Origin of the sequence: Maribacter sp. Hel_I_7, assembly GCF_000688315.1 — a bacterium.
Classification (GTDB): domain Bacteria; phylum Bacteroidota; class Bacteroidia; order Flavobacteriales; family Flavobacteriaceae; genus Maribacter; species Maribacter stanieri.
The window spans coordinates 1,105,222-1,131,461 of sequence record NZ_JHZW01000002.1; the positions used below are offsets into that span (position 1 = coordinate 1,105,222).

General features: G+C 34.4%; 29 protein-coding genes. 3 read left to right on the top strand and 26 right to left on the bottom strand.

The genetic code is table 11. The features are described from left to right. The first annotated feature begins 19 nt into the window (after positions 1-19). Together P178_RS0106310 and P178_RS0106315 are read left to right on the top strand one after the other, a co-directional pair. Positions 20-991, top strand: coding sequence for an SPOR domain-containing protein (locus P178_RS0106310; RefSeq protein WP_027065420.1), 972 nt, complete (start codon positions 20-22; stop codon positions 989-991). A 60-nt stretch (positions 992-1,051) separates the two neighbouring features. Then, the gene (locus tag P178_RS0106315) at positions 1,052-1,564 is read left to right on the top strand and encodes an acyl-CoA thioesterase (protein WP_027065421.1); all 513 of its coding nucleotides are present in this window, start codon (positions 1,052-1,054) and stop codon (positions 1,562-1,564) included. Positions 1,565-1,664: 100 nt separating this feature from the next. Here the strand turns inward: P178_RS0106315 and P178_RS0106320 are convergent, their stop codons facing one another. The 26 genes from P178_RS0106320 to P178_RS0106445 form a co-directional block, all read right to left on the bottom strand. Next, positions 1,665-1,976 carry a hypothetical protein gene (locus P178_RS0106320; RefSeq protein ID WP_027065422.1) on the bottom strand — a complete coding sequence of 104 codons (312 nt, stop codon included), beginning with the start codon at positions 1,974-1,976 and terminating at the stop codon, positions 1,665-1,667. A gap of 151 nt (positions 1,977-2,127) precedes the next feature. Continuing rightward, a complete protein-coding gene (locus tag P178_RS0106325) occupies positions 2,128-2,973 on the bottom strand; it encodes an aldo/keto reductase (protein WP_036145819.1) in 846 nt (281 codons plus the stop codon). A gap of 12 nt (positions 2,974-2,985) precedes the next feature. Further along, positions 2,986-4,209 (bottom strand): murein hydrolase activator EnvC family protein, encoded by a 1,224-nt coding sequence (locus tag P178_RS0106330; protein ID WP_027065424.1) that lies wholly within the window; start codon positions 4,207-4,209, stop codon positions 2,986-2,988. 4 nt (positions 4,210-4,213) lie between these two features. After that, on the bottom strand, positions 4,214-4,999 hold the full coding sequence (locus tag P178_RS0106335) for a DUF4292 domain-containing protein (RefSeq protein WP_027065425.1): 786 nt from the start codon (positions 4,997-4,999) through the stop codon (positions 4,214-4,216). A 6-nt stretch (positions 5,000-5,005) separates the two neighbouring features. Then, positions 5,006-5,941, bottom strand: a complete 936-nt coding sequence (locus P178_RS0106340) for a tetratricopeptide repeat protein (protein ID WP_027065426.1) — start codon at positions 5,939-5,941, stop codon at positions 5,006-5,008. Positions 5,942-5,957: 16 nt separating this feature from the next. After that, a complete protein-coding gene (gene dut / locus P178_RS0106345; RefSeq protein ID WP_027065427.1) occupies positions 5,958-6,392 on the bottom strand; it encodes a dUTP diphosphatase in 435 nt (144 codons plus the stop codon). Then, positions 6,389-7,849 (bottom strand): lipopolysaccharide biosynthesis protein, encoded by a 1,461-nt coding sequence (locus P178_RS0106350; RefSeq protein WP_027065428.1) that lies wholly within the window; start codon positions 7,847-7,849, stop codon positions 6,389-6,391. The genes dut and P178_RS0106350 overlap by 4 nt, the downstream gene beginning before the upstream one ends. 51 nt (positions 7,850-7,900) lie before the next feature. Then, positions 7,901-8,341, bottom strand: a complete 441-nt coding sequence (locus P178_RS0106355) for a hypothetical protein (protein ID WP_027065429.1) — start codon at positions 8,339-8,341, stop codon at positions 7,901-7,903. Positions 8,342-8,420: 79 nt separating this feature from the next. Next, a complete protein-coding gene (locus tag P178_RS0106360) occupies positions 8,421-8,981 on the bottom strand; it encodes a hypothetical protein (RefSeq protein ID WP_027065430.1) in 561 nt (186 codons plus the stop codon). Further along, positions 8,974-9,468 (bottom strand): RNA polymerase sigma factor, encoded by a 495-nt coding sequence (locus tag P178_RS0106365; protein WP_027065431.1) that lies wholly within the window; start codon positions 9,466-9,468, stop codon positions 8,974-8,976. Before P178_RS0106365 ends, P178_RS0106360 begins: the two co-directional genes overlap by 8 nt. Then, the gene (locus P178_RS0106370) at positions 9,468-10,310 is read right to left on the bottom strand and encodes an alpha/beta fold hydrolase (RefSeq protein WP_036145820.1); all 843 of its coding nucleotides are present in this window, start codon (positions 10,308-10,310) and stop codon (positions 9,468-9,470) included. Before P178_RS0106370 ends, P178_RS0106365 begins: the two co-directional genes overlap by 1 nt. A 71-nt stretch (positions 10,311-10,381) precedes the next feature. Beyond that, positions 10,382-11,602, bottom strand: coding sequence for a TCR/Tet family MFS transporter (locus P178_RS0106375; protein ID WP_027065433.1), 1,221 nt, complete (start codon positions 11,600-11,602; stop codon positions 10,382-10,384). 124 nt (positions 11,603-11,726) lie between these two features. Further along, positions 11,727-12,590 (bottom strand): ATP synthase F1 subunit gamma, encoded by an 864-nt coding sequence (gene atpG / locus P178_RS0106380; protein WP_027065434.1) that lies wholly within the window; start codon positions 12,588-12,590, stop codon positions 11,727-11,729. 75 nt (positions 12,591-12,665) lie between these two features. Further along, positions 12,666-14,246, bottom strand: coding sequence for a F0F1 ATP synthase subunit alpha (atpA, locus tag P178_RS0106385; protein ID WP_027065435.1), 1,581 nt, complete (start codon positions 14,244-14,246; stop codon positions 12,666-12,668). A 58-nt stretch (positions 14,247-14,304) separates the two neighbouring features. Further along, on the bottom strand, positions 14,305-14,844 hold the full coding sequence (gene atpH, locus P178_RS0106390; protein WP_027065436.1) for an ATP synthase F1 subunit delta: 540 nt from the start codon (positions 14,842-14,844) through the stop codon (positions 14,305-14,307). An 8-nt stretch (positions 14,845-14,852) separates the two neighbouring features. Beyond that, complete coding sequence (locus P178_RS0106395; RefSeq protein ID WP_027065437.1) at positions 14,853-15,353, bottom strand: F0F1 ATP synthase subunit B; 501 nt, start codon at positions 15,351-15,353, stop codon at positions 14,853-14,855. Between the two features lie 89 nt (positions 15,354-15,442). Beyond that, entirely contained in the window at positions 15,443-15,637 is a 195-nt protein-coding gene (gene atpE / locus P178_RS0106400) for an ATP synthase F0 subunit C (RefSeq protein WP_027065438.1), read from the bottom strand. Between the two features lie 38 nt (positions 15,638-15,675). After that, the gene (atpB, locus tag P178_RS0106405) at positions 15,676-16,854 is read right to left on the bottom strand and encodes a F0F1 ATP synthase subunit A (RefSeq protein WP_410477199.1); all 1,179 of its coding nucleotides are present in this window, start codon (positions 16,852-16,854) and stop codon (positions 15,676-15,678) included. Between the two features lie 89 nt (positions 16,855-16,943). Beyond that, positions 16,944-17,336, bottom strand: a complete 393-nt coding sequence (locus P178_RS23690) for a DUF6168 family protein (RefSeq protein WP_394365293.1) — start codon at positions 17,334-17,336, stop codon at positions 16,944-16,946. A gap of 3 nt (positions 17,337-17,339) precedes the next feature. Further along, positions 17,340-17,567 (bottom strand): AtpZ/AtpI family protein, encoded by a 228-nt coding sequence (locus tag P178_RS0106415; protein WP_027065440.1) that lies wholly within the window; start codon positions 17,565-17,567, stop codon positions 17,340-17,342. Continuing rightward, complete coding sequence (locus P178_RS0106420) at positions 17,545-17,970, bottom strand: polymer-forming cytoskeletal protein (RefSeq protein WP_027065441.1); 426 nt, start codon at positions 17,968-17,970, stop codon at positions 17,545-17,547. The genes P178_RS0106415 and P178_RS0106420 overlap by 23 nt, the downstream gene beginning before the upstream one ends. A gap of 3 nt (positions 17,971-17,973) precedes the next feature. Then, complete coding sequence (locus P178_RS0106425) at positions 17,974-20,484, bottom strand: tetratricopeptide repeat protein (protein ID WP_410477205.1); 2,511 nt, start codon at positions 20,482-20,484, stop codon at positions 17,974-17,976. A gap of 424 nt (positions 20,485-20,908) precedes the next feature. After that, on the bottom strand, positions 20,909-21,628 hold the full coding sequence (locus P178_RS0106430; protein WP_027065443.1) for an ABC transporter ATP-binding protein: 720 nt from the start codon (positions 21,626-21,628) through the stop codon (positions 20,909-20,911). A gap of 56 nt (positions 21,629-21,684) precedes the next feature. Next, entirely contained in the window at positions 21,685-23,154 is a 1,470-nt protein-coding gene (locus P178_RS0106435) for a DUF5687 family protein (protein WP_027065444.1), read from the bottom strand. A 111-nt stretch (positions 23,155-23,265) separates the two neighbouring features. Beyond that, entirely contained in the window at positions 23,266-24,504 is a 1,239-nt protein-coding gene (locus P178_RS0106440) for an RNA polymerase sigma factor (RefSeq protein WP_027065445.1), read from the bottom strand. A gap of 6 nt (positions 24,505-24,510) precedes the next feature. After that, complete coding sequence (locus P178_RS0106445; protein ID WP_027065446.1) at positions 24,511-24,858, bottom strand: YciI family protein; 348 nt, start codon at positions 24,856-24,858, stop codon at positions 24,511-24,513. Between the two features lie 239 nt (positions 24,859-25,097). On the opposite strand from P178_RS0106445, the gene P178_RS0106450 reads away from it, so the two are divergent. Continuing rightward, positions 25,098-26,147 (top strand): ferredoxin--NADP reductase, encoded by a 1,050-nt coding sequence (locus tag P178_RS0106450; RefSeq protein ID WP_027065447.1) that lies wholly within the window; start codon positions 25,098-25,100, stop codon positions 26,145-26,147. Positions 26,148-26,240: the final 93 nt, after the last annotated feature.

Genomic DNA, 26,240 nt, shown 5'->3' on the forward strand with positions numbered 1-26,240 from the left:
TTTTCATATTTGTGCAACTATGGTTCTAGAACACTATATCAGCGATTTACTTTATAGGTACAACTGTGTTGTTGTCCCAGGTTTTGGTGCATTCCTTACCCAAAAAAATTCTGCCAAATTAAACGTGGTTACCAATACGTTTAGCGCGCCCAATAAGTCTATTGTATTCAACAAACAACTTGCTATAAATGACGGGCTATTGGTTTCTTATGTGTCAAATGCAGAAAAAGTTTCTTTTGAAACAGCATTGGTAGAAATTGAAAATCAAGTAAAAGCATGGCAAGATGTTTTATCTCAAGAAACATCGCTACACTTAAAAAATATAGGTTCTTTATCAAAAAATAATGAAGACAAGATATTGTTTCAACCAGCTAATGAAACAAACTATCTAACCTCATCTTTTGGACTTTCAAATTTTAATTCTATTCCTGTTACAAGAGAAGTTTTAAAAGAAGAAGTTGTTCAAATAGAAGAAAAAGTACCGTTTACAATTAGTCCTGAGCGCAGAGAAAATAAAGGTTTTAGACCTTATTTAAAATATGCTGCTATACTAATGTTAGCCTTTTCTACTGGTGTAACCGGTTATCGTGCTTTTCAACAGCAACGTACTAATGAGCAAGTTGCAAGACAAGATGCTCAAGAGTTTGTAAACAAACAAATTCAAGAAGCTACGTTTTTTGATTTATCTCCTTTAGAGTTACCTACAGTTACTGTTGATGCTTCTACTATCTCAAATGTCACTTCTTTAGCCAACGATAATAGTGAAACCCATTATATAGTTGCAGGTGCTTTTAGAGTAAAAGGTAACGCAGACAGAAAAATTGAGCAGCTTAAGGCTAATGGATTTAATGCAGGCTATTACGGTACAAACGCGCACGGTCTTCACATGGTTACTTTTGACAGTTATACAAATTCTACCGATGCATTAAATGCTTTGCGTGAAATTAAGCGTACACAATCAAAAGACGCTTGGTTATTATCTGAAAAATAAACCTGCACACATTTTATAACTACTGTTGATGCCCGTATCTTTGCGGAAAATTTCTAATTAATGGAAACAAAAACTCCAGCAGCATCTCGTACTACAATGACCGATATGGTACTCCCAAGTGAGACCAACGCACTTCAAAATCTATTTGGAGGAGAATTATTGGCCCGTATGGATCGTGCTGCAAGTATTGCTGCCGGTAGACATAGTCGTAGAATTACCGTTACCGCATCGGTAAATCATGTAGCCTTTAATTTAGCAATACCCTTGGGAAGTGTAGTTACAGTTGAAGCAGCCGTTTCTAGAGCATATAACACCTCAATGGAGGTCTACATAGATGTTTGGATCGAAGACCGTTTTAACGGTAAGCGCACCAAGGCAAATGAAGCTATTTATACGTTTGTTGCAGTTGATGATACAGGTAAACCTACAGAAGTACCAGAACTAGTTCCAGAGACTCCATTAGAAATTACCCGTTATGAAGGTGCTCTACGTAGAAAACAATTAAGTTTGGTTTTAGCAGGTAAAATGAAGCCTGATGACGCTACCGAACTTAAAGCTTTGTTTACGAAGTAATACGCATAATAAAATATAAGTAGCTTAGCGAGTTATTTTCGCGGAAAATATAGGGGCTGAAGATGCAACTATATTATAACTTATTTTAATAAAGATTCTATTAAGCCACCTCTCGGTACAAATCTTTTTCCAACTCCGATTGTTTCAAATCAACTTTAAAAGAAAGGTCCATTTCAATTTTGTTTGCATTATTCCAAATATAAAGTGCAGCCAGACCAATGCTTCCTATTATGAAAAAGGAGATAGAATATGCAATTAGTCCACCGTAAGCTAAAGTCAAACATATAGCTAAGAAAGCGACATATACCACAATTGGCTTTAGAGACCAGTTGAAATTAAAACTTGGTGATTTAGTTTTCTTCTCTAATTGATTTTGAGTAGACTCTGAATTTAAAGTGATCGTGTTGCTCATAATAGTTCCCTTTTACTAATTAATACAGTAAAATTCGGAAAAATTAATCAACCAACACTTACATAATAACATGAAAATCAATATGATAACTCAGAATTAAAGATATCATATTATTAAAATAACAGAAAAATAGTATTGATAAAATTAGCTGCTAAAAATTGAAGTTATCGGGATCAGGTCCTGAACGTTCTCCTGTTTCCAATCGATCTAAAAAAGTAATATCAGCTATAGACAACTCAAAATCAAAAATATCGGCATTAGATGCTATACGTTTTGCATGTACTGATTTTGGAATTGCAACAATACCTTTTTGCAGATTATAACGTAAAATAATCTGTGCTACACTCTTATTGTGTTTTTTAGCTAAGTCCGCACAAATATCTAATTCAAACACCTTACCCTGCATAAAAGGAGACCAAGACTCGTATTGAATTCCGTTCGAAGTACAAAAATCGATAAGGTCTTGCTGCACCAAGTACGGATGAAACTCCATTTGGTTGACCATAGGCACCACCTTACATTCGCTCATCAGATCTTCTAAGTGATGTTTTAGAAAATTACTAACTCCTATAGCCCTGATTTTCTTTTGAGCATACAGATGTTCTAAAGCTCTCCAGGTTTCTTTGTACTTTCCTGCAACTGGCCAATGAATAAGGTATAAATCTAGGTAGTCGACACCCAAACGATTTAAACTAGCATCAAAAGCTTTTAGTGTTTCATCATATCCTTGGTCAGCATTCCAAACTTTGGTCACCAAAAATATTTCACTTCTATCTATTCCACTTTCGCGTATACCTTGCCCTACACCTTCTTCATTTTTATAGGCTGCCGCAGTATCAATATGCCGATACCCTAATTGAAGTGCACTCTTTACCGCATCTACAACTTCTTGGTCATTATCTGATTGGTAAGTTCCCAAACCTAAGTACGGCATCTTTACCTCGTTACGTAATTTAAAGCTTCCTTTAATATCTGATATAGTGTGTTGTTGACTCATGCTTATAAAGTTTTAAAGACGATACACCCAATCTTCTGGGTTAAGACGAGAGGTATCTTGATATAAGTAAAATTTTAATCGGGTTTGACCATTATTCCTATTGGTATATACAACACCGAGTTCTTCTTTACTAGTTACCTTATCCCCTTTTTTTACATATAGCTCAGACAGATTGTAATAGGTGCTAATGAAATTACCATGTTTAATCTGTACTCCTTTGTTACCGCCTGGTACAGCCAAAATAGCAATAACCTCTCCTTCAAAAATAGCACGAGCTTTTGAACCTTCATCTGTTGCTATAATAACACCATTACTTTGATGCTTTATTCCTGGATATACTGGATCTGCATAAACTCCAAATGCTTGACTTTTAATTCCTTTCTCCACCGGCCATATCAACTTCCCTTTGTTTGCAGAAAAGTTATTTGCGATAATAGTAGCCTCAGGAGTTAATACAAACTTACTAGTGTTCTTAGTAGTACTACCAGATTTTTTATTTGAAGCTGCAATTGCACTTCTAATAAGCTTCTCTATCTGTTGATCAATCTTTCTAGCTTCCTTCTTTTTTGCATCTATGGCACTGGCATACTTACTCTCGTTCTTACGAATAGTACCTAACAATGCTTTTTGCGTTTGTATCTCGCCAAATAATTGGTCTTTTGCTTTCTTATTTTGAGCTAATAATACTTCTTTTACCTTTCTCTCTTCGTTTAGGTCTGCATTTAGACGTGAAAGCTCTTCGGTTTTAGCTAAAATCTGAGCTCCTTGCTCTTTTCTATAATCCGTATACTGCTTCATGTATTGAAGCCTTTTAAATGCCTGAAAAAAACTTTCAGAAGACAACAGGAACATTAATCTGTTTTGCTTGGATTTGTTCTGATATGATTTTTGAATCATCTTAGCATACTCATCCTTTACCTCTTGTAGTTCAGTTTTTAGTTTACCAATATTTCTAATATTAGTATTGATCTGCCTATTCAACAAATTAGATTGTTGGTTGGTTACCCGTATTAATTGCTGGCGAACAGTAATCTTTTTATCAAGGGCTTCCATTTGATCTAAGACATTACCTTTTTCTTTTTTTTCTGCAAAAAGTAAGCGGTTTATATCGCGAATTTCTGACTGAAGTTGTTCACGTTTTTCCTCCAAAGCCTTTTGCTCACTAGTTTGCCCAAAGACAGACACCGTAGTGATCAATACTATCAGAAAAAGAATATATCTTAATTTGAACAACATCTGTTTAAAGCTCTATTTCATTAAAACCTTTTGGTATTGAATAAGGAAAGTTAACCGCACCATTCAATTCCAAATTCTTAAACTCAAGGTCAATATTATTAACTTGGTCTTTACTAATTGCCCTTACCATAATTTCATTAGGTAAAATTTCCTTATCTAAAATCTGATAGTTCTGATAGGTTATCTCTAGTAATCGCTTCTCAGTAGGTTGGGAAAGCTGTTGTAAGGCCATTTTATAATTCTTAGGCTCCACTTTAAATAAGGTCTTATATAAAGTTCCTTGCTGTTTTGGTGTTAACCTATAAGAATCATCAGAAATATCAATATCATATTTTTCCTGTCTTAAATCTACGATTGCTTGACCCGTTAATAGATTTTGTAAAATGGAAAAATCTACATCGGTACCTAGCAATTCACTCAGATAAGAAAAATCACCATCAAAATATTCATTCTGTAACTTGTTATAAAATGATACCCTATCAGGAGTAATGTATGCCTTTACAATACCAAGTGGAGCACTCATCCAAATGGCTTTGTCCTTTTCCATTCGTATGCTTACAGATACGTTCTGAGTAGATTCACCATCTGAGTAGCTAATTTTTACCCTACCACTCAATGTTTTAAAGCCAGCTTCATTTTGGTAGTGTGCCTTTATAACAGATTTAGACGATAATTTCTCATCTACAGTACCTCCAGAAACCACCTTTGTACTTTTACAAGACGCCATAAAAATTATCATGACTGCAGTAAAAATTTGCTTTGATTTAATCGTTCTCAAAAACTTCATCATCTAAAATCAAGATTTAATTTTACTAAGGTACATATTTGCCTTAGACGTATTGTTGGTAGCTGTATAGGCATTTACCAATTCTTTATAAATAGCATTTTCCAGAGAAACATCATCAATAAGGTAATCTAATGCTGTCTCTAAAATATCTATAGCTTCTTTATGTTTCTGAGCCCTATTTAAAGCCGCCCCATTAGCATAATAAAAATAAGGTTGAGACGGAAAATTCTCTATTGCCTCTTCTGTGGTTTGAAATAGCTTTACATTATCGGTAGTAGCGCCAAGTAGTGTTTCAATCTGAATTTTATAATCTTCTACACTATCTAAATCTTGACTAGAAACCGGCTTTGGTGACTGTACAATAGGATTGATTTTCTTTGACTGTTTAGCGATAGAATCTGTAATTTTCATTTCTAAACGTTCATATTTCTTAGAAATTTTAACCCCTTTTAATACAGATTTTGCATTTAGATAATTACCTTTTAAAAAGTATATTTCAGCGATGTTTCCTCTTAAAATAGTATTGTTCCATGGCAATTCTTCTTTCACTTCTTCAATTACCGATTTTCTAGCTTCAACTATATTAATCAGCGTTTCCGCATACCAATAATTTTCTGGCTCACCGTTGAGTGCCTCTAAAGCATATTCTTGAGCTACGATTAATTGCTTATCATACAAGTGAAACTTAGCCAATTCAAAAGAAACTACCGTATTTTGTGGTTGCAACTTTTTACACTCTAAGAAATAGGTAATAGCCCGGTCGTAATTTCTAATTCCTTTTTGCTTTAACCCCTCAAAAAAATTCTCTTGAAAAGTGTCAGAGTATTCTTCTAGAAAAACTTCTGCACTCTGTTCCACATCAATATCTTGATCTTCTTGAGCATAACTTGACATTGGAGAATTGAAAACTCCAATGACTAAACCCAAAAAGATTAACTTCTTCATACAGTTCTATAAGCTATTACTTTACACCCGTACTACCGAATCCGCCTTCACCCCTTGCGGTTTCAGACAAACTATCTACAACATTCCACTCTGCACGTTCATGTTTGGCAATGACCATTTGTGCTATACGTTCACCGTTTTCAACGATAAAATCTTCACTACCAAGATTTATCAATATTACTCCGACTTCGCCTCTATAATCAGCATCAATTGTGCCAGGCGCATTCAGTACAGTAACACCTTTTTTAGCAGCCAATCCGCTTCTAGGTCTTACCTGAGCCTCTAGACCTATTGGTAATTCAATAAAAAGACCAGTTGGTATAATAGCTCTACCTAATGGTTGCAATGTAACGGGCTCAGTAAGGTTTGCCCTTAAATCCATCCCAGCAGATGCTTCAGTTTCGTAATGTGGTAAATCGTGATTCGATTTATTTATAATTTTTATGTTCATCTATTTAAATATAATTTTTTAAGATTATCAAATTCCAACTTATACACCAAGCCTAAGAATAGTAATAATAACGGTATACCTACTAAAAGGTTTCTATCAAAAATGTAAAATGAAATAGTAGAAAACAAGATGGATACTACTAAATAAAATATAATTTTTCTGAAGTTATAAGGAATTGGATAATACATTCTTCCAAAGTAAAACGAAAGAAACATCATCGTTCCATAAGCTAATAGTGTCGCCACTGCCGATGCCATATATCCAAAATAAGGTATAAAAATCAAGTTGACGATTATAGTCAATACTGCCCCAATTAATGAAATATACGCACCAAATTTAGTTCGGTCCGTCACCTTGTACCAAACAGATAGATTGTGATAGATACCTAGAAAAAAACTAGCCAAAACAATTAAAGGTACAATTGGCATAGCATCCCAATACGCCTCATTAAGCACCAAAAGTTGCTTAAGAATATCAGAAAAAACTACAACTGACAATAAAATAATACTCCCTAAAACCACAAAATAATTTGTGATTTGCGCATATGCTTTTTGAGGGTTCTTAGTATCGGAATGACTAAAGAAAAAAGGTTCTATTCCCATACGGAAAGCCGTCGCAAAAAGTGTCATAAAAAGCGCCAATTTATAACATGCCGAATATTTTCCCATTTCACTTTTAGCGATATCTTCAGGTAACAATTCGGAAAGTAAATAACGGTCAAAAACCTCATTAATAGTAAATGCTACGCCAGCTACCATAACAGGCATTGCATAACGCACCATTCTTTTCCAAAGCTCCTTATCAAACTCATAAGGTCTACGTATATAAACCCTTATCATTAATAACAATGTTATTGCACTTGCAATTAAATTAGCAATTAAAATATACGGAATTTCATAGTCGACTTTATAGAGAGAATGTAAAAACGCTGTCGACGTTTCTTGAGCAATTTTAGGTAACAGAATTAAGAAAAATAATGTAAGACCTAGATTAAGCGAAACATTTAGAATTTTTACAATAGCATATCGCATTGGTTTTTCGTTAGCTCTTAGCCATGCAAATGGTATTATTGCCAATGCATCTAAAGCTAATATTCCTAACACATAATTCATGAAAGGCAAATCAATATTTAATGCTGCAGATAATTTTTCTTTAAATAGAATACCAATTAAAACCAACAATGCCGTAGAGCCCATTATAGACAATAATGAAGTACTAACTACTTTCTTTCTATTCTCCGATTCCTTATAAAACCTAAAAAAGGCAGTTTCCATTCCATATGCCAGAAAAACATTAAAAATGGCAAACCAAGAAAAAATGAGGGTGACTTCGCCATACTTCCCAGGCGCCATTACATCTGTATAAATAGGCACCAACAAGAACGAAATCATCCGTGGCAAGACAGTTGCCAAGCCATAAATTGCCGTTTGTTTAAAAAGTTTTTTGAGTGGATTCAAACACTATAAATTCAGGTGATAAAAGTACCTATTAAAAGCCTAGTTACAAAGTTAGTTTTTAGGTGCGCCCTTATAAATTAAAGGCTGCTTTTGTTTTACACCCTTTACCTTAGCATATTTAGTTTCACCATTATCAAGATAACTTATAACTGCTTCATCTGAATTTAATAATAAATCCTTTGTTTCTGACGATTCTGGACTATCATTGGGTATTCTAACTACAATCATATTTTGATTATCTACCGTATTCACTAATGCCTTAACCTGCTTACCACGAAAATAAACTTCATTTATTACTATATCAGAATTTTCAAGTAATGAAACCGGAATACGTAATTCAGTACCAGAACCGCTTTCTTCTCGTCCTCCAACATAGGGTTGGCTACTAGCTTTACCGATTTCGAACGGAGTTTCCGTTTGTAGTTTTTTCTGCGAGGTGCAACTGGTTAAACAAAGACAGAAAAGTAAAAAGTAACTAAGTACGTATTTCATTAGACCCATATTATTCTTATAAAGATAATAAGTAATATGGGTTTAATAAGTCATTTAACATTGCTATCACATATAACAATTAATCCTGTACTTGTAATTGTTTCAATTTACTGAGTTCGTTTTTAATCTGTTTGTATATAAATACACAGAAAATTAAAAGAAACACTATTGCTGAGAATAGTATATATAGATAAAACCCTTGAGATAAAGTCGCTTTAAATTGCGGCAATAGAATTACAAATCCGATAGCGTAAGTCACCAAGGCTAAAGGCGTAATTAGATAATGGGTATATTTTCTGAAACTATAATAATTGGTTAAATCACTTTTGAAAGTATTAGAATCTTTACTGAAATTTATACCCCTTAATTTCTTTAAACTATACAATTCAATAGCAATTCTAACCACTAAACTCCCAACCATTAAGCCGATTCCTAGTAAAAATGTGTTGCTATTATATCCAGAAACGTAGATTAAAAAAGACAAGAGAATAAGGATTGTTATCGTTAAAACAATGTTTCCTGTTTTTTGCTTGTTCTCGATAGATTTTACACTTTTTAATAAGGCTTCGAATCCATTGTCGGTAGCAGACATTCCAGATTGGTTCTGCCATTTATTTTGTAATTCTTCAAAATTATTCATTGTTGACACATTTTGTAAGTTGTTGTTTTATTCTATGCACTCTAGTTCGAATAGCTTCATGTTTTATCCCCATAATTTTAGAAATTTCTAGTTGGGGTAAACCTTCTAACTCCAATAAAATAATAGCTTTATTGATACTACTTAATTTATCGATACAGCTATATAATTGAACCAGCATATCTTCTTTTTCGTTAGGATTCTCATCAGAATCGCTTACCTGAATGGTATCAAGTGATAAATTTCTATCTTTTTTACGCTGTTTTCGAATTTCAGCTAGACAGGTATTTACACATATCCTGTAAATCCACGTTCCAATTCCACTCTCATTTCTAAAACCATCTAGATTTTGCCAAACCTTTATAAAGGTTTCTTGAGCTAAATCTTTAGCAAGAGCTTCATCACCTACCGTATAACCCATACATAGACGCATAACCTTAGCATAGTTTTCCTTATAAATATTCTTGTATGTATTCTCTTTAGAAGCCATTAGTTGCTTAAAACATTTTTAAGGTTTTCTATGAACCATTTTGGTTGATCATACATGATAAAATGCGATGAACCATTAGCAAATTCAACAGTATAATCATTTAAAGCTTTATATTGTGTATCATAAGTAGATTTAGCCATTTCAAGTCCATAAGGCTCCGTGGCAGCCAATATAGTAACTGGTGTATTTATTTTAGAAAGATCTTCACGTAAATCTAGCTTTAATAAATCGGTATAACCATACACATAAGTTTCTCTATCTGCCTGAAGCATCCAGTCTTTAATTTGTAATTGTTTTGATTTATTGGAAGTCATACTACCTGCCATCTGAATTGCCATATTTTCGAAATCGGCATCGTTCATCTCTAATAACTGTTTGTTATAAGGAGAATCATACACCATATATTCACTTTTAAAATCAGGCATCATTAAGGCACCAGTTGACGGTAAGGCATCTGCAACAATCAACTTTTTGTAAGAACTACTTTCAGTGGCCATCCATAAAGCTAACGCACCACCTAGACTGTGACCAATTAAAATTGGGTTTTCCAGTTTATTTTCTGAAATGTAAGAAAGAACACCTTCTTTTATTTTTGGAAGCCATGGTTTTTCAACAGCCGGAACATTTCCAAAACCTGCAAAAGTAAAAACGTGACATTCATAATTTTTAGATAGTTCGCTTACAGTATCATTCCAAACATCACCTGTACATGCAAATCCCGGAAACAAAAGAATTGGTTCGCCGGCTCCAACAACATCAACCTTAAAAGGATTGTCTTGAGCAGTGATTGAAAGAGTGCAAAGAATTAGAAACGCGAATAGTAATTTTTTAATAATTTTCATCGTAAGAGTTTTTGTTTGTTTGCCCTTTAGATTCAATTATTAAAAAATGTTACATGAAAAATCAAAAAAAATTATTCTGGCTCTACATCCATACGTTTTATAGCCGTAAAAGCTAATACAAACGCCGCTAAAAGAAATATAGCCGCTAGGGCATATGGAGCACCAGGAAAATAAATAGATGCCTCTGGTCGTATAAAATAATAAAATACGGGAGCGAATATGAATTGCCCTAAAATTGCGGTAATACTCACAAGACCTGTTATAGAACCTTGTAAAATTCCTTGTTCTTTTTCAGAGACTTGATTTGATATTACACCTTGTATTGTTGGACCGGCAATACCACCTAGTGCATATGGAATTAGGAAAGCATACAGCATCCAAGGTTCTTTTGCGAAAGAGAATAGAAACATACCAACCGTCCACAAAAGAAATCCGAAAATAATGACTTTACGCTTCCCAAATTTTGTAACCAACTTACCTACTAAAAAACCTTGAACTATTGCGACCAATAAGCCTACTACCATCAGTGACAACCCAATTTGTCTAGGATTCCAATCATATCGTTCAATGCCATAATAAGACCAAGTTGATGGTAATGCCTGACCTGCCAGATTTGCTAAAAAGAATGCAGATATCAACAAAAGGATGCCTTTATAATTTCGCAATGCAAACAAAGAAACCCCAGGAATCATCTTGGTGAAGTTAATTTGTCGCCTATTCTCCACTGTCAACGACTCAGGTACAAAGAAATAACCAAATAGGAAATTGGCAAATGTTAAGCCTGCAGCAATGTAAAACGGTAATCGAATATTAATCTCTCCGAAAAATCCGCCAATACCGGGACCGATTATAAATCCAATTCCGAATGCTGCACCAATTAACCCAAAGTTTTTTGCCTTATTTTCTTTTGTACTTACATCTGCGATGTAGGCAGATGCAACCGTAAAACTAGCTCCTGTAATTCCTGCTAAAAACCGACCTAAGAATAACCATGTTATCGTTGGCGCCCAAGCATGAATTAAGTAGTCTATACTAAGACCTAAAAGTGCCAAAAGTAAAATTGGTCGTCTACCAAATCTATCGGATATTTCCCCTAGTACCGGAGAAAACAAAAATTGCATACCAGCAAAGGCGGTCGTAAGCCACATGCCATATATAATAGCCATGTGATTTCCTTCTCCTGTCAAGTCCATGATCAAGTCAGGTATAATTGGTAAGATGATACCAATACCAATAACATCTACTAGAATAGTAATAAAAATAAAAAGTAAGGCTGTTTTGTTAGATTTCATGGTCAAGACAAAAGTCGGATAAAAAAAGGACTCTAAAATGTATAAAATGAAAAACCCCACTGTACAGTGGGGTGTTAAATATCATGATAAATATATAATTGCTTGCCTATGTTAGCAACTGCAATTAATTATTCAAAGCTTCTGCTCCACCAACAATTTCCAAAATTTCATTGGTAATAGCTGCTTGCCTTGCTTTGTTATATGTTAATTTCAACTGATCACGCATTTCGGTAGCATTATCTGTTGCTTTATGCATAGCTGTCATACGAGCACCATGTTCACTTGCAAATGAATCTCTAATACCTTTATACAATTGTGTCTTTAAAGACTTAGGAATCAATTCTTCAATGATTTCAATCTTTGTAGGCTCAAATGTATAATCTGCACTTGCAGTTACCTCAACTTCCTGTAATGGAACAATTGGTAAAAACTGCTCTGTCATCACTATTTGAGTAGCCGCATTCTTGAATTTATTATATATAATTTCAATACGGTCATATGTGCCTGCAGTAAAAAGTTCCATTAAATCTTCAGCAATATCAGCTACCTTATCAAAAGTTAAATCGTCATATACGCCACTATGGTTTGCAATGACATTATAACGTTTTCCTAAATAGTCGTTTGCCTTTTTTCCAACAGCTACAAAGTCAACTTCTTTACCAGCATAAACATTTTCTGCAAGGTTAACTGACTGCTTTAAAATATTAGTGTTAAAAGCGCCACAAAGACCTCTATTAGAAGTGATAGAAACCACTAAAACTTTATTTACAACACGATTATCGGCATAAACACTACCTGTATCACCTTCTAAACTAGAACTTAAGTTTTGTAGTAATTCAGTTAGCTTATCTGAGTATGGACGCATTGCCGTAATAGCATCTTGGGCTTTCTTCAGTTTAGCAGCAGATACCATTTTCATGGCACTGGTTATCTGCATCGTTGAAGAAACCGATGAAATCCTATTTCGTATTTCCTTTAAATTTGCCATTATATTCAGTGTTTAGCAAAAAGTACAAACCAATACCAACTAAGTAAAAGTTTGTACCTCTAACTCAGTACTTATTTATTTCTTATATTTTGCAGAAAGCTCTTTACAAACAGAGGTCAATGTATCCGTTACTTCATCAGTAAGTTTACCTGCCTTTAATGTATCAAGAACACCTCTATGCTTAGCGTTCAAAAACTCTAAATAATCACGTTCAAATTCTTTTACTTTCTCAACAGGTACATCTCTTAACAAGTTCTTAGAACCAGCATAGATAATTGCAACCTGATCTTCAACAGTAAAAGGATCATTTTGTGCTTGCTTCAAAATTTCAACGTTTCTACGTCCTTTTTCAATTACGTTTAAAGTAGCAGCATCTAAATCTGAACCAAACTTAGCAAAAGCTTCCAATTCACGGAACTGTGCTTGATCTAGTTTCAATGTACCTGCAACTTTTTTCATTGATTTAATCTGAGCGTTACCACCAACACGAGATACAGAAATACCTACGTTAATTGCCGGTCTAACACCTTGGTTGAATAAATCTTGCTCTAAGAATATCTGTCCGTCAGTAATAGAAATTACGTTAGTTGGGATATAAGCAGAAACATCACCTGCTTGTGTTTCAATAATTGGCAAAGCCGTTAAAGAACCACCACCTTTTACCATTGGCTTTAATACCTCTGGCAAATCATTCATTTCTTTTGCGATGTCATCATCATTGATAACTTTTGCTGCACGCTCTAATAATCTAGAGTGAAGGTAGAAAACATCACCTGGATACGCCTCACGTCCCGGTGGTCTTCTTAACAAAAGAGATACCTCACGGTAAGCTACCGCTTGTTTTGATAAATCATCATATATAATTAAAGCAGGACGACCTGTATCACGGAAATACTCACCAATAGATGCTCCAGTAAATGGTGCATATACTTGCATTGGTGCTGGATCAGATGCGTTAGCAGCTACAATGGTAGTATATGCCATTGCACCTTTATCTTCTAATACTTGAGCAATACCGGCAACAGTAGATGCTTTTTGACCTATGGCAACATAGATACAGTAAACAGGCTCACCAGCATCATAAAATTCTTTTTGGTTCAAAATGGTATCGATACAAACCGTAGTCTTACCAGTTTGACGGTCACCAATAACAAGCTCTCTCTGCCCTCTACCAACCGGGATCATCGCATCAATTGCTTTGATACCTGATTGCATTGGCTCAGTTACAGGCTCTCTGTAGATAACACCTGGAGCTTTACGCTCTAATGGCATTTCATAAGTATCACCAGTTATAGGTCCTTTACCATCGATTGGGTTACCTAGAGTATCAACCACACGACCAACAATTCCTTCACCAACTTTTACAGAAGCGATTCGTTGCGTACGTTTTACAGTATCACCTTCACCAACAGATTTAGAAGGTCCTAAAAGAACCACACCTACGTTATCTTCTTCCAGGTTAAGAACGATACCTTCAAGTCCACCTTCGAACTCAACTAATTCTCCGTATTGAGCATTGGCTAATCCGTAGATTCTTGCAATACCATCACCTACAGTTAATACAGTACCTACTTCATCTAAAGTAGCGGTAGCATCAAATCCTGATAATTGTTTCTTTAAAATTGCTGATACTTCAGCGGCTTTTACTCCTGCCATTTTTAATTAGTATAAGATATTAGGCTATTGACAAATCGTCTTTTGCCTTATATAGTTATTATAGACTATTAGAAAATTCTCTTTTTAAATTGTTAAGCTTATTGCTTACACTAGCATCGTACTGTAAATCTCCAACTCTTAAGATAAAACCGCCAATAATACTTTCGTCGATTTTATTCTCAATAGTTACCTGATCAGAAGTTATGGTAGCAATATGTTTAAGTACTTTTTTCTCTGTAGCAGCATCTAAAGGAACAGCAGTAGTAACATAAGCTACACCTTTTCCTTTTAATTGCTCATTAAGAATAATGTATTTTAAAGCAACTTCATTTAGCATACCTACACGCTTGTTATCAACCAACATGCTAATAGTACCTTCAGTAATTGAATCGCATCCTTTGAAAATTTCAAGTAATGCATTCTTTTTGGAAGCACCAGATACAACCGGACTTGCCAATACATCTTTTAATTCTTTACTATCTGAAATAGTAGCGACGATTGAACGCATATCTTTCTCAACAGCAACCAAGGCTTTATTCTCCTTGGCCATGTCCAATATCGCCTTTGCGTAACGTAATGCAGCTCTAGATTCGCTCATTATTTTTTTTAGTTAAGTTTTATGTCGCTCAACATTGTATCAACCAACTTCAATTGCTTTTCGTTGCTAGATAACTCCTCTTTTATAACTTTCTCTGCGATAGCTACAGACAATTCTGCAACTTGACTCTTAATATCTGCAACAGCAGCTTTCTTCTCGCTTTCAATAGCAGCTTGCGCTTGCTTCAACATCTTATCTCCTTCTATCTTAGCCTGCTCTTTAGAATCTGAAATCATTTTCTCTTTGATCTCACGTGCTTCTTTCAACATAGCTTCACGCTCAGAACGAGCTTCTTGAAGCATTTTTTCATTATCAGCCTGTAAGTTCTGCATATCTGCCTTTGCTTTTTCAGCTGCAGCTAATGCTTCTTGTATACCACTCTCTCTTTCGTTCAACGAATTCAAAATAGGTTTCCAAGCAAATTTTACCATTAAGAATATTAAACCTAATAATAATATTGTCTGTACTACAAACAAACCAGGTGAAAAATCGTTCAATAAAACTTCCATATCTTAAATCTTTAAAATCTAAATCAATAATTAAAAAACATTTCCTGTAACCAACCGTTACAGGAAGATGTCTTTGGGTTTTCGAGTTCTTATTTTCCTAAGAACAAAGCACCGAATGCTAAACCTTCTAAAAGTGCAGCTACAATAATCATTGCAGTTTGAATTTTTCCTGCCGCTTCTGGTTGACGAGCAATACCTTCCATTGCTTTACCACCGATTTGACCAAGACCTAAACCTGCTCCGATTACGATTAATCCTGCTCCAATTAAATTGTAAGTTACCATACCAATTGATTTATATAATTAAATTAAAAAAACTCTTGTTAAATAAAATCTCCTCTAACATCCTCAACATCCGCCACTTCATGACCATGAGAATCATGCTCATGATCGTGATCATGTTCTGCAACCGCCATACCTATAAATAGAGCTGAAAGTGCCGTAAATATATATGCCTGTAAAAAGGCTACCAACACCTCAATAAGAGTGATGAAAAATGACAATACCAAAGATAAACCTGTAGCACCTACCACACCTAAACTTTTCTTAAGTGTAAACATGATTGCAATTAAACTCATTACAACAATATGCCCAGCAGATATGTTTGCGAACAAACGAACTAATAATGAAAAAGGTTTAATGATAAAAGCACCTGCTAGTTCTATAATAGCCAAAATAGGTTTTACAAAAACCGGTACACCTGGCATCCACAAAATGTGCATCCAATAATCTTTATTTCCACTAACTGTATAGATAACTAAGGTGAATATTGCCAAACATGCAGTTACCGCAATCTGACCAGTAACATTAAAGCCAAAAGGAGTAAGACCCATTAAGTTTAGTATCCATATAAAAAAGAACACGGTTAATAGGTACCCCGTAAATTTTCTGTAATGCTTTTCACCAATATTAGGCCTAGCTATTTCATCTCTAACATAAAGTACTAAAGGCTCCAATACTCTACCGAACCCAGTAGGGATACTTTTCTTTGCATATTGCTTAGCCAATGAAGAAAATGCCAATAACATTAATAGACCTACCAATAAAACCCCAACTACACTTTTAGTAATAGAAAAATCTAAAACTTTATGAGCATTGGTTGCATGGTGCTCTTCGTCAAAACTAACCGAAGATGCGCCATTATCTAATTCGTAAATTTTACTGTGAAGTTTTACAAACTTTGAGCCGTTTCTCTCAACTATAACCTGACCATTATCGTCATGATGGAATTCTGATGACATAAAAGTCGCCAAACCGTTACTAGACCATAAAATTACCGGTAAAGGAAAACCAACGTGCTTTCTTTCTCCTGCATCATTAGAATAAGAGAATAAATGAAAGTCATGAGAATCTTTAAGGTGATGTAAAATATACTCATCTACCTGTTCCTTAGTACTTACTGCGCCTTCTTGCTCCGTATCGGAGAACGCAAAACTTTGCATTGAAAAACAAAGTATTAGAAGTTGTAATAAGGTTTTAAACGTATTTGAAACTTGCATCATTAGTTATTTGTCAAAAATTAAGCCCCTAGAAATTTTGCGCAAAAGTAGTTAATTATTGCATAAACTACCCAATTTTAAAGCTTTAAAATTTAGAGTCTTTTATTCCCCATAATTTTAGAAATAAAAAACACTTCTAGAAACAAAAAAATAATTGCTGGGAGCATTAGCAAACCCCTATATAATTGAGGCATAACCAATTCACCCAAAAGGTACGGATAGAATATAGCTGCAACGAGTGTTAACTTAAAAACGAGCACGCCCATATAAATAAAACCCAACTGTTCAAAAAAAGATTTGTTTTTTGATGCAATTAAGAACACTATAACCAAGGTTAATGAAAACAGGTAATGAAAACTATAGGCTTTTATCAACAACGGACCAAAATAGGATGGTGGAGTAGATAAAACGAAATTTTGCAGAAAATAAGAAGTCGCGCCCACAACAGTGAACACGACTATATATAATATGATATTTTTTAACAACGCTTATTTATTTAATGCCATAACTTTTTTTATGACCAAATAGATAGACAAAAATACAGCAAGCAATGTAAATGTATCCTCTAAAAACGTTTTTTCAAATTTTTGATCTAACCATTCCCCTAAAAGATTGCCCAAGAAAATAGTGACGCCCATTTGTATAGCTACACCAGATAAGCTTGCGGCATTTCTTAAAAGCTCAGAATTATCATTACGAGGCTTTTGTGGATCCATTACTATTAGATGATTTATGACCTTCATTGTTAGCAGCTCCTTTTTTACCACCCATATTACAAGATGCATTGAAAGTTGCGCCTGGCTCCACAGCTAATTTACTTACGGAAACTACACCTTCTATTACTGCAGATGCTTTTAAAGATAATAAATCAGACACTAAAAGTTCTCCATTAAAGCTACCTTCTATATCGGCATTTACACATTCTACTTTACCATGTATATAACCGTCTTTACCGATTACTACTTTACCAGAAGTTTTTACATTACCATCTAGCTTACCATCGATACGAAAATCTGCTTCAGAAATTATATCTCCTTTAATCTTTGTATTCTTTTCAATTCTATTAGGTTGCCCTCCTACTTCACTCATAGTCTTAGGTTTTTGTCTGTCTGAAAACATTGTTCACGGTTTTGGGGTTAAAAGCGTATTTCTATAATCGATTATATTTTTGTGCACTTGAATAATCTTATAGTTCTCCGATAAAACTACAAAATTCTCATCAGCAACGCGGTAATCCTTATTGTTTTTTAGTAGCTCTGCATAGCCAAGTGCAAATTCTTTTGACTTAAAGCCATGAACCACTACAAATTGATCTTCGAGGTTATAAATATCCCTAGAAACTACATTTTTGTATTTAAGATCTTCAATAGATTTATCTAACATTTCCATCAGCTTTAATGCCTTCTCTGTATTACTTCTTTTAAAAGGGAAAACTACTTTCCAATTTGATGTTCCCTTAGAATCTGTCTCTGGTGAAAACTCCTTTGGTTCTAATTTTGGAAGCTGTTCAGCAATCATCTGTTCTGCCTTTTTACCTTCCGGATTGTTAGGGTAGGTCAAAGCCACATAATTAAGTGCTTCCTTAAATAACTCAAAACCTTGTAGTCTACCAATTGCGTTTGCTTTCAGCATTTCAAATTTAGGAACAATAGGATCTCCTGTAAACCTATTGATGTTTTCCTCTGCCCCTGTAATGACCTGTAAATACTGTTGGTCCTTATATTGTTTAAATAAACTCTCGTATCGCTTTTCTGGACTATCAGAACTATTTGCCAATACCGCCTGCGGATTCAATAGAATCTCTGCATATCTAGAATCTCCATGGTTGGCAATAATATCGGCCTTCATAGCTTCTTTTAACGGACTATCTACTTCTTCGTAGATTTTATATAAATTGTATTTAGAAGGTAGAATCAATCGTTCTTCTGAATTCGATGCCAAAACATTCTCTAATTTACCGGCCGCTAAAAGATTTTCATTAAACTTCTCCTTATATATTAACCCAAGTTGATAGTTAGCAAAATTACGTTCTGTTTTTAAACTGTCAATTACGGCAACATCGGTTGGTAAACGATCCATATAATATTCTAATGAGAATTTCTCATCATCACTAACCACACTTAAACTATCATTTGCTCCCACAGCGTTTTGTAACGCTAAATTATCAGTATTTACAACCGATTTGTCAGACCAACGCCAATCATCGGTTAATTCTCTATTACCCCAGCGGTTTTTAAAATCGTTTTGACCGTAACCTAAACTGGTAATATTATAGAAATAGAATTTTCCTTTATTTTCCTTTCCACCTTTACTATTTGAAAATGCGGCAAAGCCATCTGTAATTCTTTCTTTTTCTTTTTTCTGAGCAGCTTCTTTAGCTTTTTGCAACTCCTCTATATGCTTTCCAAAATATGCCAATTGCTCATCTTTTGGCATTTGATATACTGTAATTACACTATCTGCGTATTGTACGATGTCTTCGTACTTAATAACATCCTCTAAATTGTCTCTCTTCTTTTTAATAGCACGAAACTTCTTCGTATTCTCATTTAAGTTAGTAAGTACACTATCGTAATATGCACCTGCAGGTTTATAAACACTTTCGTAAAAGTTATACTCTGCTAAATTCTCATAATTAAGCGCATTTAGTTTTGGCTTGTTTTGAGATGCACGCAAAGATTTGTTGAAATACACCAATGCCAAACTATCAGACTCCTGCGCTAAATGAAACTCAGCCAATTGTCTATATATGTTATCTAAAAAGGGTCTGTTCTCCCTGTTCAATTCCATTTTAGTCAAATACTCCAAAACCTCTTCTTTATTTTCAGCGGTAATTTCAGTATTCTTTAGTTTTTCAATTTTCGCATTGATCATGTAAACCCTAGGCGATTTTCTATTTAAATCTATCACCTTGTCAAAAGCATAATTAGCACTATCCTTATAACCTAGCTGATTGTACAACTGTCCTATTATATAATAGTATCTTCCTTTTTCTGGATTTTTACTTGTGTAATGCGATGCAATTTTTAGGTTTTGAACAGCTGTATCTGGTGCATTAAGATTTATGAATGCTTGCGCCATCATTGCTCTTGCATCTGCATACTCTTGATCCTTTAAACGCTCATACTTCATCAAGCGTTTTAAATTCTTAATGGCAAGATCATCGTTCTCTAATCTAATATTCACCTTTTCTCTCCAAATACTAGCTTCGTTAAGCTTATCGCTTTGAGAGTATTTGTTTAAGATGTAATTAAATGATTCTAATGCAGGAATGTAGCGTTCATCAAAATAACGGGCTTTACCTAATAATAGAAAAGCTTCATCTATTTGCGGGTTACGCTCCTCATCTTTAATATCCATACTATGGCGTTGAATAGCTTTTGTAGCTTTCTCTTCCGCAATAAGAAAATTAGGATTGTTGTCTTCTGAATCTAGTTTAATTTCGCCGCTAACCTTTAAACGCTCTATAGGCAAGACTTCAAAATAGTCATCTTGATAGGTGTCATTTAAGGTATTGCGCCCTTCTTCAAAAGCAATATTACCGTTATATAATGTGTTGTACTTAGTGTTTAGCGCATGCCAATTACGATTAATAAAAGCATCTTTCTTGGTCGAACATGCATTAAAAAGCATACTCGCCAAAACACCGGATAAAATAAGTTTGTTTCTAAGATTCAAAATAGATGATCTACGTATGTATGTTTAACTTAAAAACAACCAGAATATTATGCCGTTCATCGGTAAACCGCATATTTATTTTTAAGCATTTGCATCACTTCTAAACTTATACCATTAAATTTTACCGACCAAGTAGTTTGTTCTGAGCCAAAATTGTGAAGCGCAATTCAATTTCTTGCACTTTATCTAGCGAATAACATCTTTATCGGAATTTAAAATACATCTGGTAAAATGATAGAAATAAAAAACCGACCATCAAGTCGGTTTTGTAAGTTTTGTGTATAATGCAGTTTGTCTGATTTAGGAAAATCGAAATCTAATTGATTTTTCAACTACAAGGAGTTCTAGACTGCACTCTAAAGGCCATATAATCCTCTATTTATTTCATAACTACCTGTGCACTTTCCGCACCAAAGAATACCTCTAGTTCTTTTAATGTTTCAGCAGATGTTTCTATGTCTTTAACCACCTCACCTTTGTTCAACACCACAATACGTTCGCATACTTCTGTCACGTGAATTAGATCGTGACTAGAAACTAAAACGGTTACGTCTTTTTGTTCGGCCAATTCTTTAATAATTTGCTTTAAACGAATTTGAGTGGTTGGATCCAAATTTGCAAAAGGCTCATCTAAAATAACCACTTTAGGGTTCCCTATAAATGAAGCTACAATACCAGCTTTCTTTTGATTTCCTTTAGATAAATCTCTCAAGTACTTCTTTTGACCTAAAATTTCGCCATGGAAAAAATCTTGATACTGTGCCAATAATGCATCTACATCTGCTTTATTTTGACCACGAAGATCACCTATAAAGTAGAAATACTCTTCGGGAGTCAGGTATCCAATTAAAAACGTTTCATCTATAAAGGATGAAGTAAACGGTTTCCAATCTTCGCTGGTGTTTACTTGAACATCATTATTAATGATATGACCAGTAGTAGGTTGTATTAGATCAAGCAGCAAACTAAACAATGTTGTCTTACCTGCACCGTTGTTACCTACTAAACCGAAGCTTTGCCCTGTTGGAATGTTTAAAGATTCGATATTAAGGACTTTTTGTGAACCGTATATTTTTGATAAATTTTCTATTGTAATCATAATCTTGTTATTCTAATTTATTAGAGATGAATTGTGATGTTATAAACTGAAAAAGCTTAACTCGCCTTTTCTTTAAAACCAGCAATCATTCCGTATTTCTTTTTCTTGTACTGATCCGTGATTAAACCTAGTAAATAGTTCTTCATGGCAAAACCAATGATGCCTAGAACCGATAATACTCCGACTGCAACTTCTATATTAAAGATGTAATAAAAGATGGAAAAGATAATTATTGGAACCACCATTACCGGAAGCATTACCAAAAACTGAGTAGCACTTGCGCCCTGCATGTTACCAAACGGACTCTGATCCAATTCGATTCTTTTTTTGTTGAATGAACCAAAATATAAAATGACCGGTATATTTACACCTAAGTTATACAGTGCGCAACCAAAATTAATAGCTAAAGCCTCCCAACCAAAGTAAACATAAGGTATCGTCAATAAAAACATACCCACAACACTTACAGTTATCAAAATAACTTTAGATTCTAAATACTTTCGCATTGGTATGTTTTGCGACATCATCATACTATAATAGCTACTATCCCAAGCTGGTATAAATTGACCAAAATTACTTAAGAAAATTCCTGTCATAAATACACCAACAAATGCTTTCATTGGCATCATACTACTATAGGCTTCCACGGTATAGAACACCAAGCCATAAAAAACAAAAAGTAAGGAAATAAATACTTGAGACTTGGTTCGTTTATTTCTCCAAATCATTTTTAAATCAAGCTGCAAGAAAGACCCCATTTCTCCAAAACGCTTTGTCCAAGACATATCTGAAGTATTTGCCTCTACTGATTTCGATTGAAGCTTAGCATCTAGATAAATCTTATCTCGTAGGTATTTAAAATTGACATAATATATTATTCCTGCTAAAGCAATCGGAATCAATACCGTAATTGGATATGCATAGAGCGCATGAAAAACAGGTGCAAAAAACTCTTTAACAGAGAACATTCCAAAATAATCCAACCCGTAACCCAAGGCAAGAATACTTCCTATCCCAATAAGAACTTTATCATTCTTATTTATAAGCAGGTTGATATAATTAATACTTAGTATAATACCCATGATACCCACTATCCATAATAAAACATTTACTGCAGGGTAACCATTAAACAATAAAACAATTGCAAAGGGTACGACAAAGAATAGTGTCAATAAGTTATAGATAGATGCCGCCGATCTACCCAATATATAATGTGCGATGGTGCTTTTCTTGACCGGTGTAGTCAAGAATGGTTTTATATCCATCACCGGTAATTTCTGCATGAAGTATCGTAAAAATAATTCAATTAAAATCCAGTAAATGAAATATTGACTAATGCTCCACATAGGGCTCTGATCTGGAAATACTTCTTTTAAGATAAAGTACATTCCTGCACCTGTAGCAGCAAGTGATAAAAGCATATATACGCCAAAAAAGCCCATTACTATTTTTATCCCCAGACTTTTACCAAGGTTAGAAGACCTAAAAAAGGATTTCCATTGTAATGAAGAAAAACGTTTAAACATTCGGTTGGTTTTAGTATTCAGAATATAAGTAAGAAAAATCTTGAGTTTGTTACAAGACTTATTGAATATATCTTTAAACAAGACCTCACTTATATTATTTATTACTCATTATCAACAAGTTATATCATCCCTCTTCTTCATCAAAAAATCTCTCTCGAGCGAGTTCGTAGTTTCAGCCAATGCTTTATCCAAAAAAGAAATCGACAAATCTTTCTCACCTATTTTCATATAATATTCCGCATAACAACCGTAATATAAATAGGCTCTTTGACCAAGTTCTGCAACATCAATTATTTTTAATAATTGATGTGTTTTTTCAAAATCAGTTAACTGAAGACATACTGTTGCATGATTTAACAACGTAAACATATTAGGTTCAAACGTATATAATTGTTCGTACCAATAAGAGATGTTTTTCCAATTGGTATCTTTAAATGTTTTGGCATTTAAATGTTCCGAGGCTATGGCAGCTTCATAATGATAAACTGACGTGTCATCATAATCCATAGCTTTAAGCATGGCGCTGTTTCCCATCTTTATCAATGGAAAATACCATTTGGTACGGTCTTGATGTTTCAAATTAACTATTTGATTGTCAGAGGAAACTTTGCTTTCTAGTCGTGACATATGAAAACAAAGCAATGCAAAAAGTGCGTACAAACTGCCACTTCTAAATTGTTCCTTTTTTAAAAGTAATTGACAAAGGCGAATAGCTTCGCCACACAAATCTTCTTTTATTAATTTTTCTTTGTTTGTAGAATGGAAGCCTTCATTAAATGTCAAATAGATTACTTCCATAACTCGTACCATTCTTTCAGGAATAGCTTCGGGAGCTGGGTATTTAAATTGAATGTTATTCTCTTTAATGGATTTCTTAGCACGGGTTAATCGTTTGACTATTGTTTCCTCTTTGGTCAATAAGGCAGCGGCTATTTCTTTAATGCTAAAACCGGAAATGGTTTTAAGTGCAAAGGCTATTTGTTCGCTGGGGTGTAAACTTGGGTGACAGGCAACAAAAATCATTCGCAACTGACTGTCTGCAACCTCATGATCTAAAAACAGTTCCTCAATTTGTAAAGATGATGCTCCAGTTGTAATGCTAAGGTTTCTATTCTTTTCTGCCTGTATACTTCGAAGAATATCAATGGTTCTGTTTTTGGCTACGCGGTTCAACCACCCCTCTGGATTATCGGGTATTTTAGTCCGCCATTGCGAAGCTGCTTTTATAAAGGTATCCTGTACCGCATCTTCAATGGTTTCTATATATGACAACCCGAAAAAACGGGTTAAAATAGCGACCATCTTCCCGTAATGATGTCTAAAAAGATGGTCTACTACTTTATGTTCCATAATATATTATTGTTCAAAAACCATTACTTCCCTGATTTCAACAGTTCCGTCTAAATCATAATCTGGATAATCTTCGGCAATTTTAACCACTGCATCGGCATTTTCAGCCTGTACAATATAGTAACCACCGATCAATTCTTTACCTTCTATTAAAGGAGCATCAGTTACGGTACGTTTAGGTCCAGAAACTCTTTTTACACTAGGTACTAAAGCTTCACCTCCCTTAACAATTCCTTGCTTTTGCATTTTTTCGTTCCAAGCGAACCACTTACCCATTCGTGTTTGTAGTTGTTCTGGTGATAAACCTAATTCTTGGTAATCTGCACCGATGAAAATCATCATAAAATCTTTCATAATTTAACTGTTTTAATTTTACATAGAACCCACTCTAAGTTCTCATTGTTTACCCCATGACGTTACCAAAATCAAATTAGGGACATTTTTTAGAACTTTTTTTTCGAAAGAGAAAAATTAAGGAATATTTAGATGAAATTATCATTGAAAAACTTAGAGATTCAGATTTTTTGACAAATGTCATTCTATATCGTAAAAGCAATGCTTAATTTTGTAATTCGATTTAAAGAAACCAACATATGTCGCATTTTCACCCATTAACGGTAAAACATATTAAAAAATTAACGCCAACTTCAGTTGCCGTTACATTTTCAATTCCAAAAGAATTGGCACAGACTTTCACTTTTACGGCAGGTCAGTACATCACCATAAAAAAAGAAATTAAAGGTAAAGAACTTAGAAGAGCATATTCTATTAGTTCTTCTCCTGAAAAAGACGGAATCACCATTGGCATTAAAAAAGTGGATAATGGCGGATTCTCTAACTACGCAAATTCACAATTAAAAGTTGGTGATACGCTAGAAGTTATGGAGCCAGAAGGTCGTTTCGTTTTTAAAACATCTAAAAATGTTCAGAACATAGCTGCTTTTGCAGCAGGTAGTGGTATTACCCCTATAATGAGTATTGCAAAATCTGTCTTAGATAGTAACCCAAAGAACAAATTTGTTTTGGTTTACGGAAACAAATCATACGAAGAGACAATGTTTTACACCGATTTGGTAAAACTAGAACTAGAATATGCCAATCGGTTTTTTGTATATTTCACCAACAGTCAAACACGTGAAGACAAGGCTTTATTCGGTAGAATAGATACTTCCACCGTCAATTATGCCCTATTGAACAAGCATAAGGATGTTGATTTTGATGGCTACTATTTATGCGGACCAGAAGAGATGATTCGATTGGTTCAAGATACTTTAGTTGAGAATGAAGTTGAAAAAGATAAAATTCATTTTGAACTTTTTACTCCAACAGAAATAAAAGAAGAATTACCTGTTCAGGCAGATGGCCAAACTTCTGTAACGGTACTTGTTGACGATGAAGAATTTCAGTTTACGATGGACAAGAAAACAGTGATTCTTGATGCTGTTTTAAAAGAAAATATTGATGCACCATATTCATGCCAAGGCGGAGTATGTAGTAGCTGTATTGCCAAAGTAACTGAAGGAAAAGCAGAAATGATGATGAACCAAATTCTAACCGATAAGGAAATAGCAGACGGATTTATTCTTACCTGCCAAGCACACGCTACTACACCTACTATTAAGGTAGATTATGATGATGTTTAGATAAGCGCTAAACAAACTTAATTGTAACGTCTTTGCGAACGCGGCAATCTGTTGAATAATTGTTATTATCTATCAGATTGCCTCGTACCATGC

Coding starts and splice junctions, on each gene's coding strand:
- P178_RS0106310 (WP_027065420.1), top strand. CDS start 20: ATGGTTCTAGAACACTATATCAGCGATTTACTTTATAGGTACAACTGT.
- P178_RS0106315 (WP_027065421.1), top strand. CDS start 1,052: ATGGAAACAAAAACTCCAGCAGCATCTCGTACTACAATGACCGATATG.
- P178_RS0106320 (WP_027065422.1), bottom strand. CDS start 1,976: ATGAGCAACACGATCACTTTAAATTCAGAGTCTACTCAAAATCAATTA.
- P178_RS0106325 (WP_036145819.1), bottom strand. CDS start 2,973: ATGAGTCAACAACACACTATATCAGATATTAAAGGAAGCTTTAAATTA.
- P178_RS0106330 (WP_027065424.1), bottom strand. CDS start 4,209: ATGTTGTTCAAATTAAGATATATTCTTTTTCTGATAGTATTGATCACT.
- P178_RS0106335 (WP_027065425.1), bottom strand. CDS start 4,999: ATGATGAAGTTTTTGAGAACGATTAAATCAAAGCAAATTTTTACTGCA.
- P178_RS0106340 (WP_027065426.1), bottom strand. CDS start 5,941: ATGAAGAAGTTAATCTTTTTGGGTTTAGTCATTGGAGTTTTCAATTCT.
- dut (WP_027065427.1), bottom strand. CDS start 6,392: ATGAACATAAAAATTATAAATAAATCGAATCACGATTTACCACATTAC.
- P178_RS0106355 (WP_027065429.1), bottom strand. CDS start 8,341: ATGAAATACGTACTTAGTTACTTTTTACTTTTCTGTCTTTGTTTAACC.
- P178_RS0106360 (WP_027065430.1), bottom strand. CDS start 8,981: ATGAATAATTTTGAAGAATTACAAAATAAATGGCAGAACCAATCTGGA.
- P178_RS0106365 (WP_027065431.1), bottom strand. CDS start 9,468: ATGGCTTCTAAAGAGAATACATACAAGAATATTTATAAGGAAAACTAT.
- P178_RS0106370 (WP_036145820.1), bottom strand. CDS start 10,310: ATGAAAATTATTAAAAAATTACTATTCGCGTTTCTAATTCTTTGCACT.
- P178_RS0106375 (WP_027065433.1), bottom strand. CDS start 11,602: ATGAAATCTAACAAAACAGCCTTACTTTTTATTTTTATTACTATTCTA.
- atpG (WP_027065434.1), bottom strand. CDS start 12,590: ATGGCAAATTTAAAGGAAATACGAAATAGGATTTCATCGGTTTCTTCA.
- atpA (WP_027065435.1), bottom strand. CDS start 14,246: ATGGCAGGAGTAAAAGCCGCTGAAGTATCAGCAATTTTAAAGAAACAA.
- atpH (WP_027065436.1), bottom strand. CDS start 14,844: ATGAGCGAATCTAGAGCTGCATTACGTTACGCAAAGGCGATATTGGAC.
- P178_RS0106395 (WP_027065437.1), bottom strand. CDS start 15,353: ATGGAAGTTTTATTGAACGATTTTTCACCTGGTTTGTTTGTAGTACAG.
- atpE (WP_027065438.1), bottom strand. CDS start 15,637: ATGGTAACTTACAATTTAATTGGAGCAGGATTAATCGTAATCGGAGCA.
- atpB (WP_410477199.1), bottom strand. CDS start 16,854: ATGATGCAAGTTTCAAATACGTTTAAAACCTTATTACAACTTCTAATA.
- P178_RS0106415 (WP_027065440.1), bottom strand. CDS start 17,567: ATGGATCCACAAAAGCCTCGTAATGATAATTCTGAGCTTTTAAGAAAT.
- P178_RS0106420 (WP_027065441.1), bottom strand. CDS start 17,970: ATGTTTTCAGACAGACAAAAACCTAAGACTATGAGTGAAGTAGGAGGG.
- P178_RS0106425 (WP_410477205.1), bottom strand. CDS start 20,484: ATGCTTTTTAATGCATGTTCGACCAAGAAAGATGCTTTTATTAATCGT.
- P178_RS0106430 (WP_027065443.1), bottom strand. CDS start 21,628: ATGATTACAATAGAAAATTTATCAAAAATATACGGTTCACAAAAAGTC.
- P178_RS0106435 (WP_027065444.1), bottom strand. CDS start 23,154: ATGTTTAAACGTTTTTCTTCATTACAATGGAAATCCTTTTTTAGGTCT.
- P178_RS0106440 (WP_027065445.1), bottom strand. CDS start 24,504: ATGGAACATAAAGTAGTAGACCATCTTTTTAGACATCATTACGGGAAG.
- P178_RS0106445 (WP_027065446.1), bottom strand. CDS start 24,858: ATGAAAGATTTTATGATGATTTTCATCGGTGCAGATTACCAAGAATTA.
- P178_RS0106450 (WP_027065447.1), top strand. CDS start 25,098: ATGTCGCATTTTCACCCATTAACGGTAAAACATATTAAAAAATTAACG.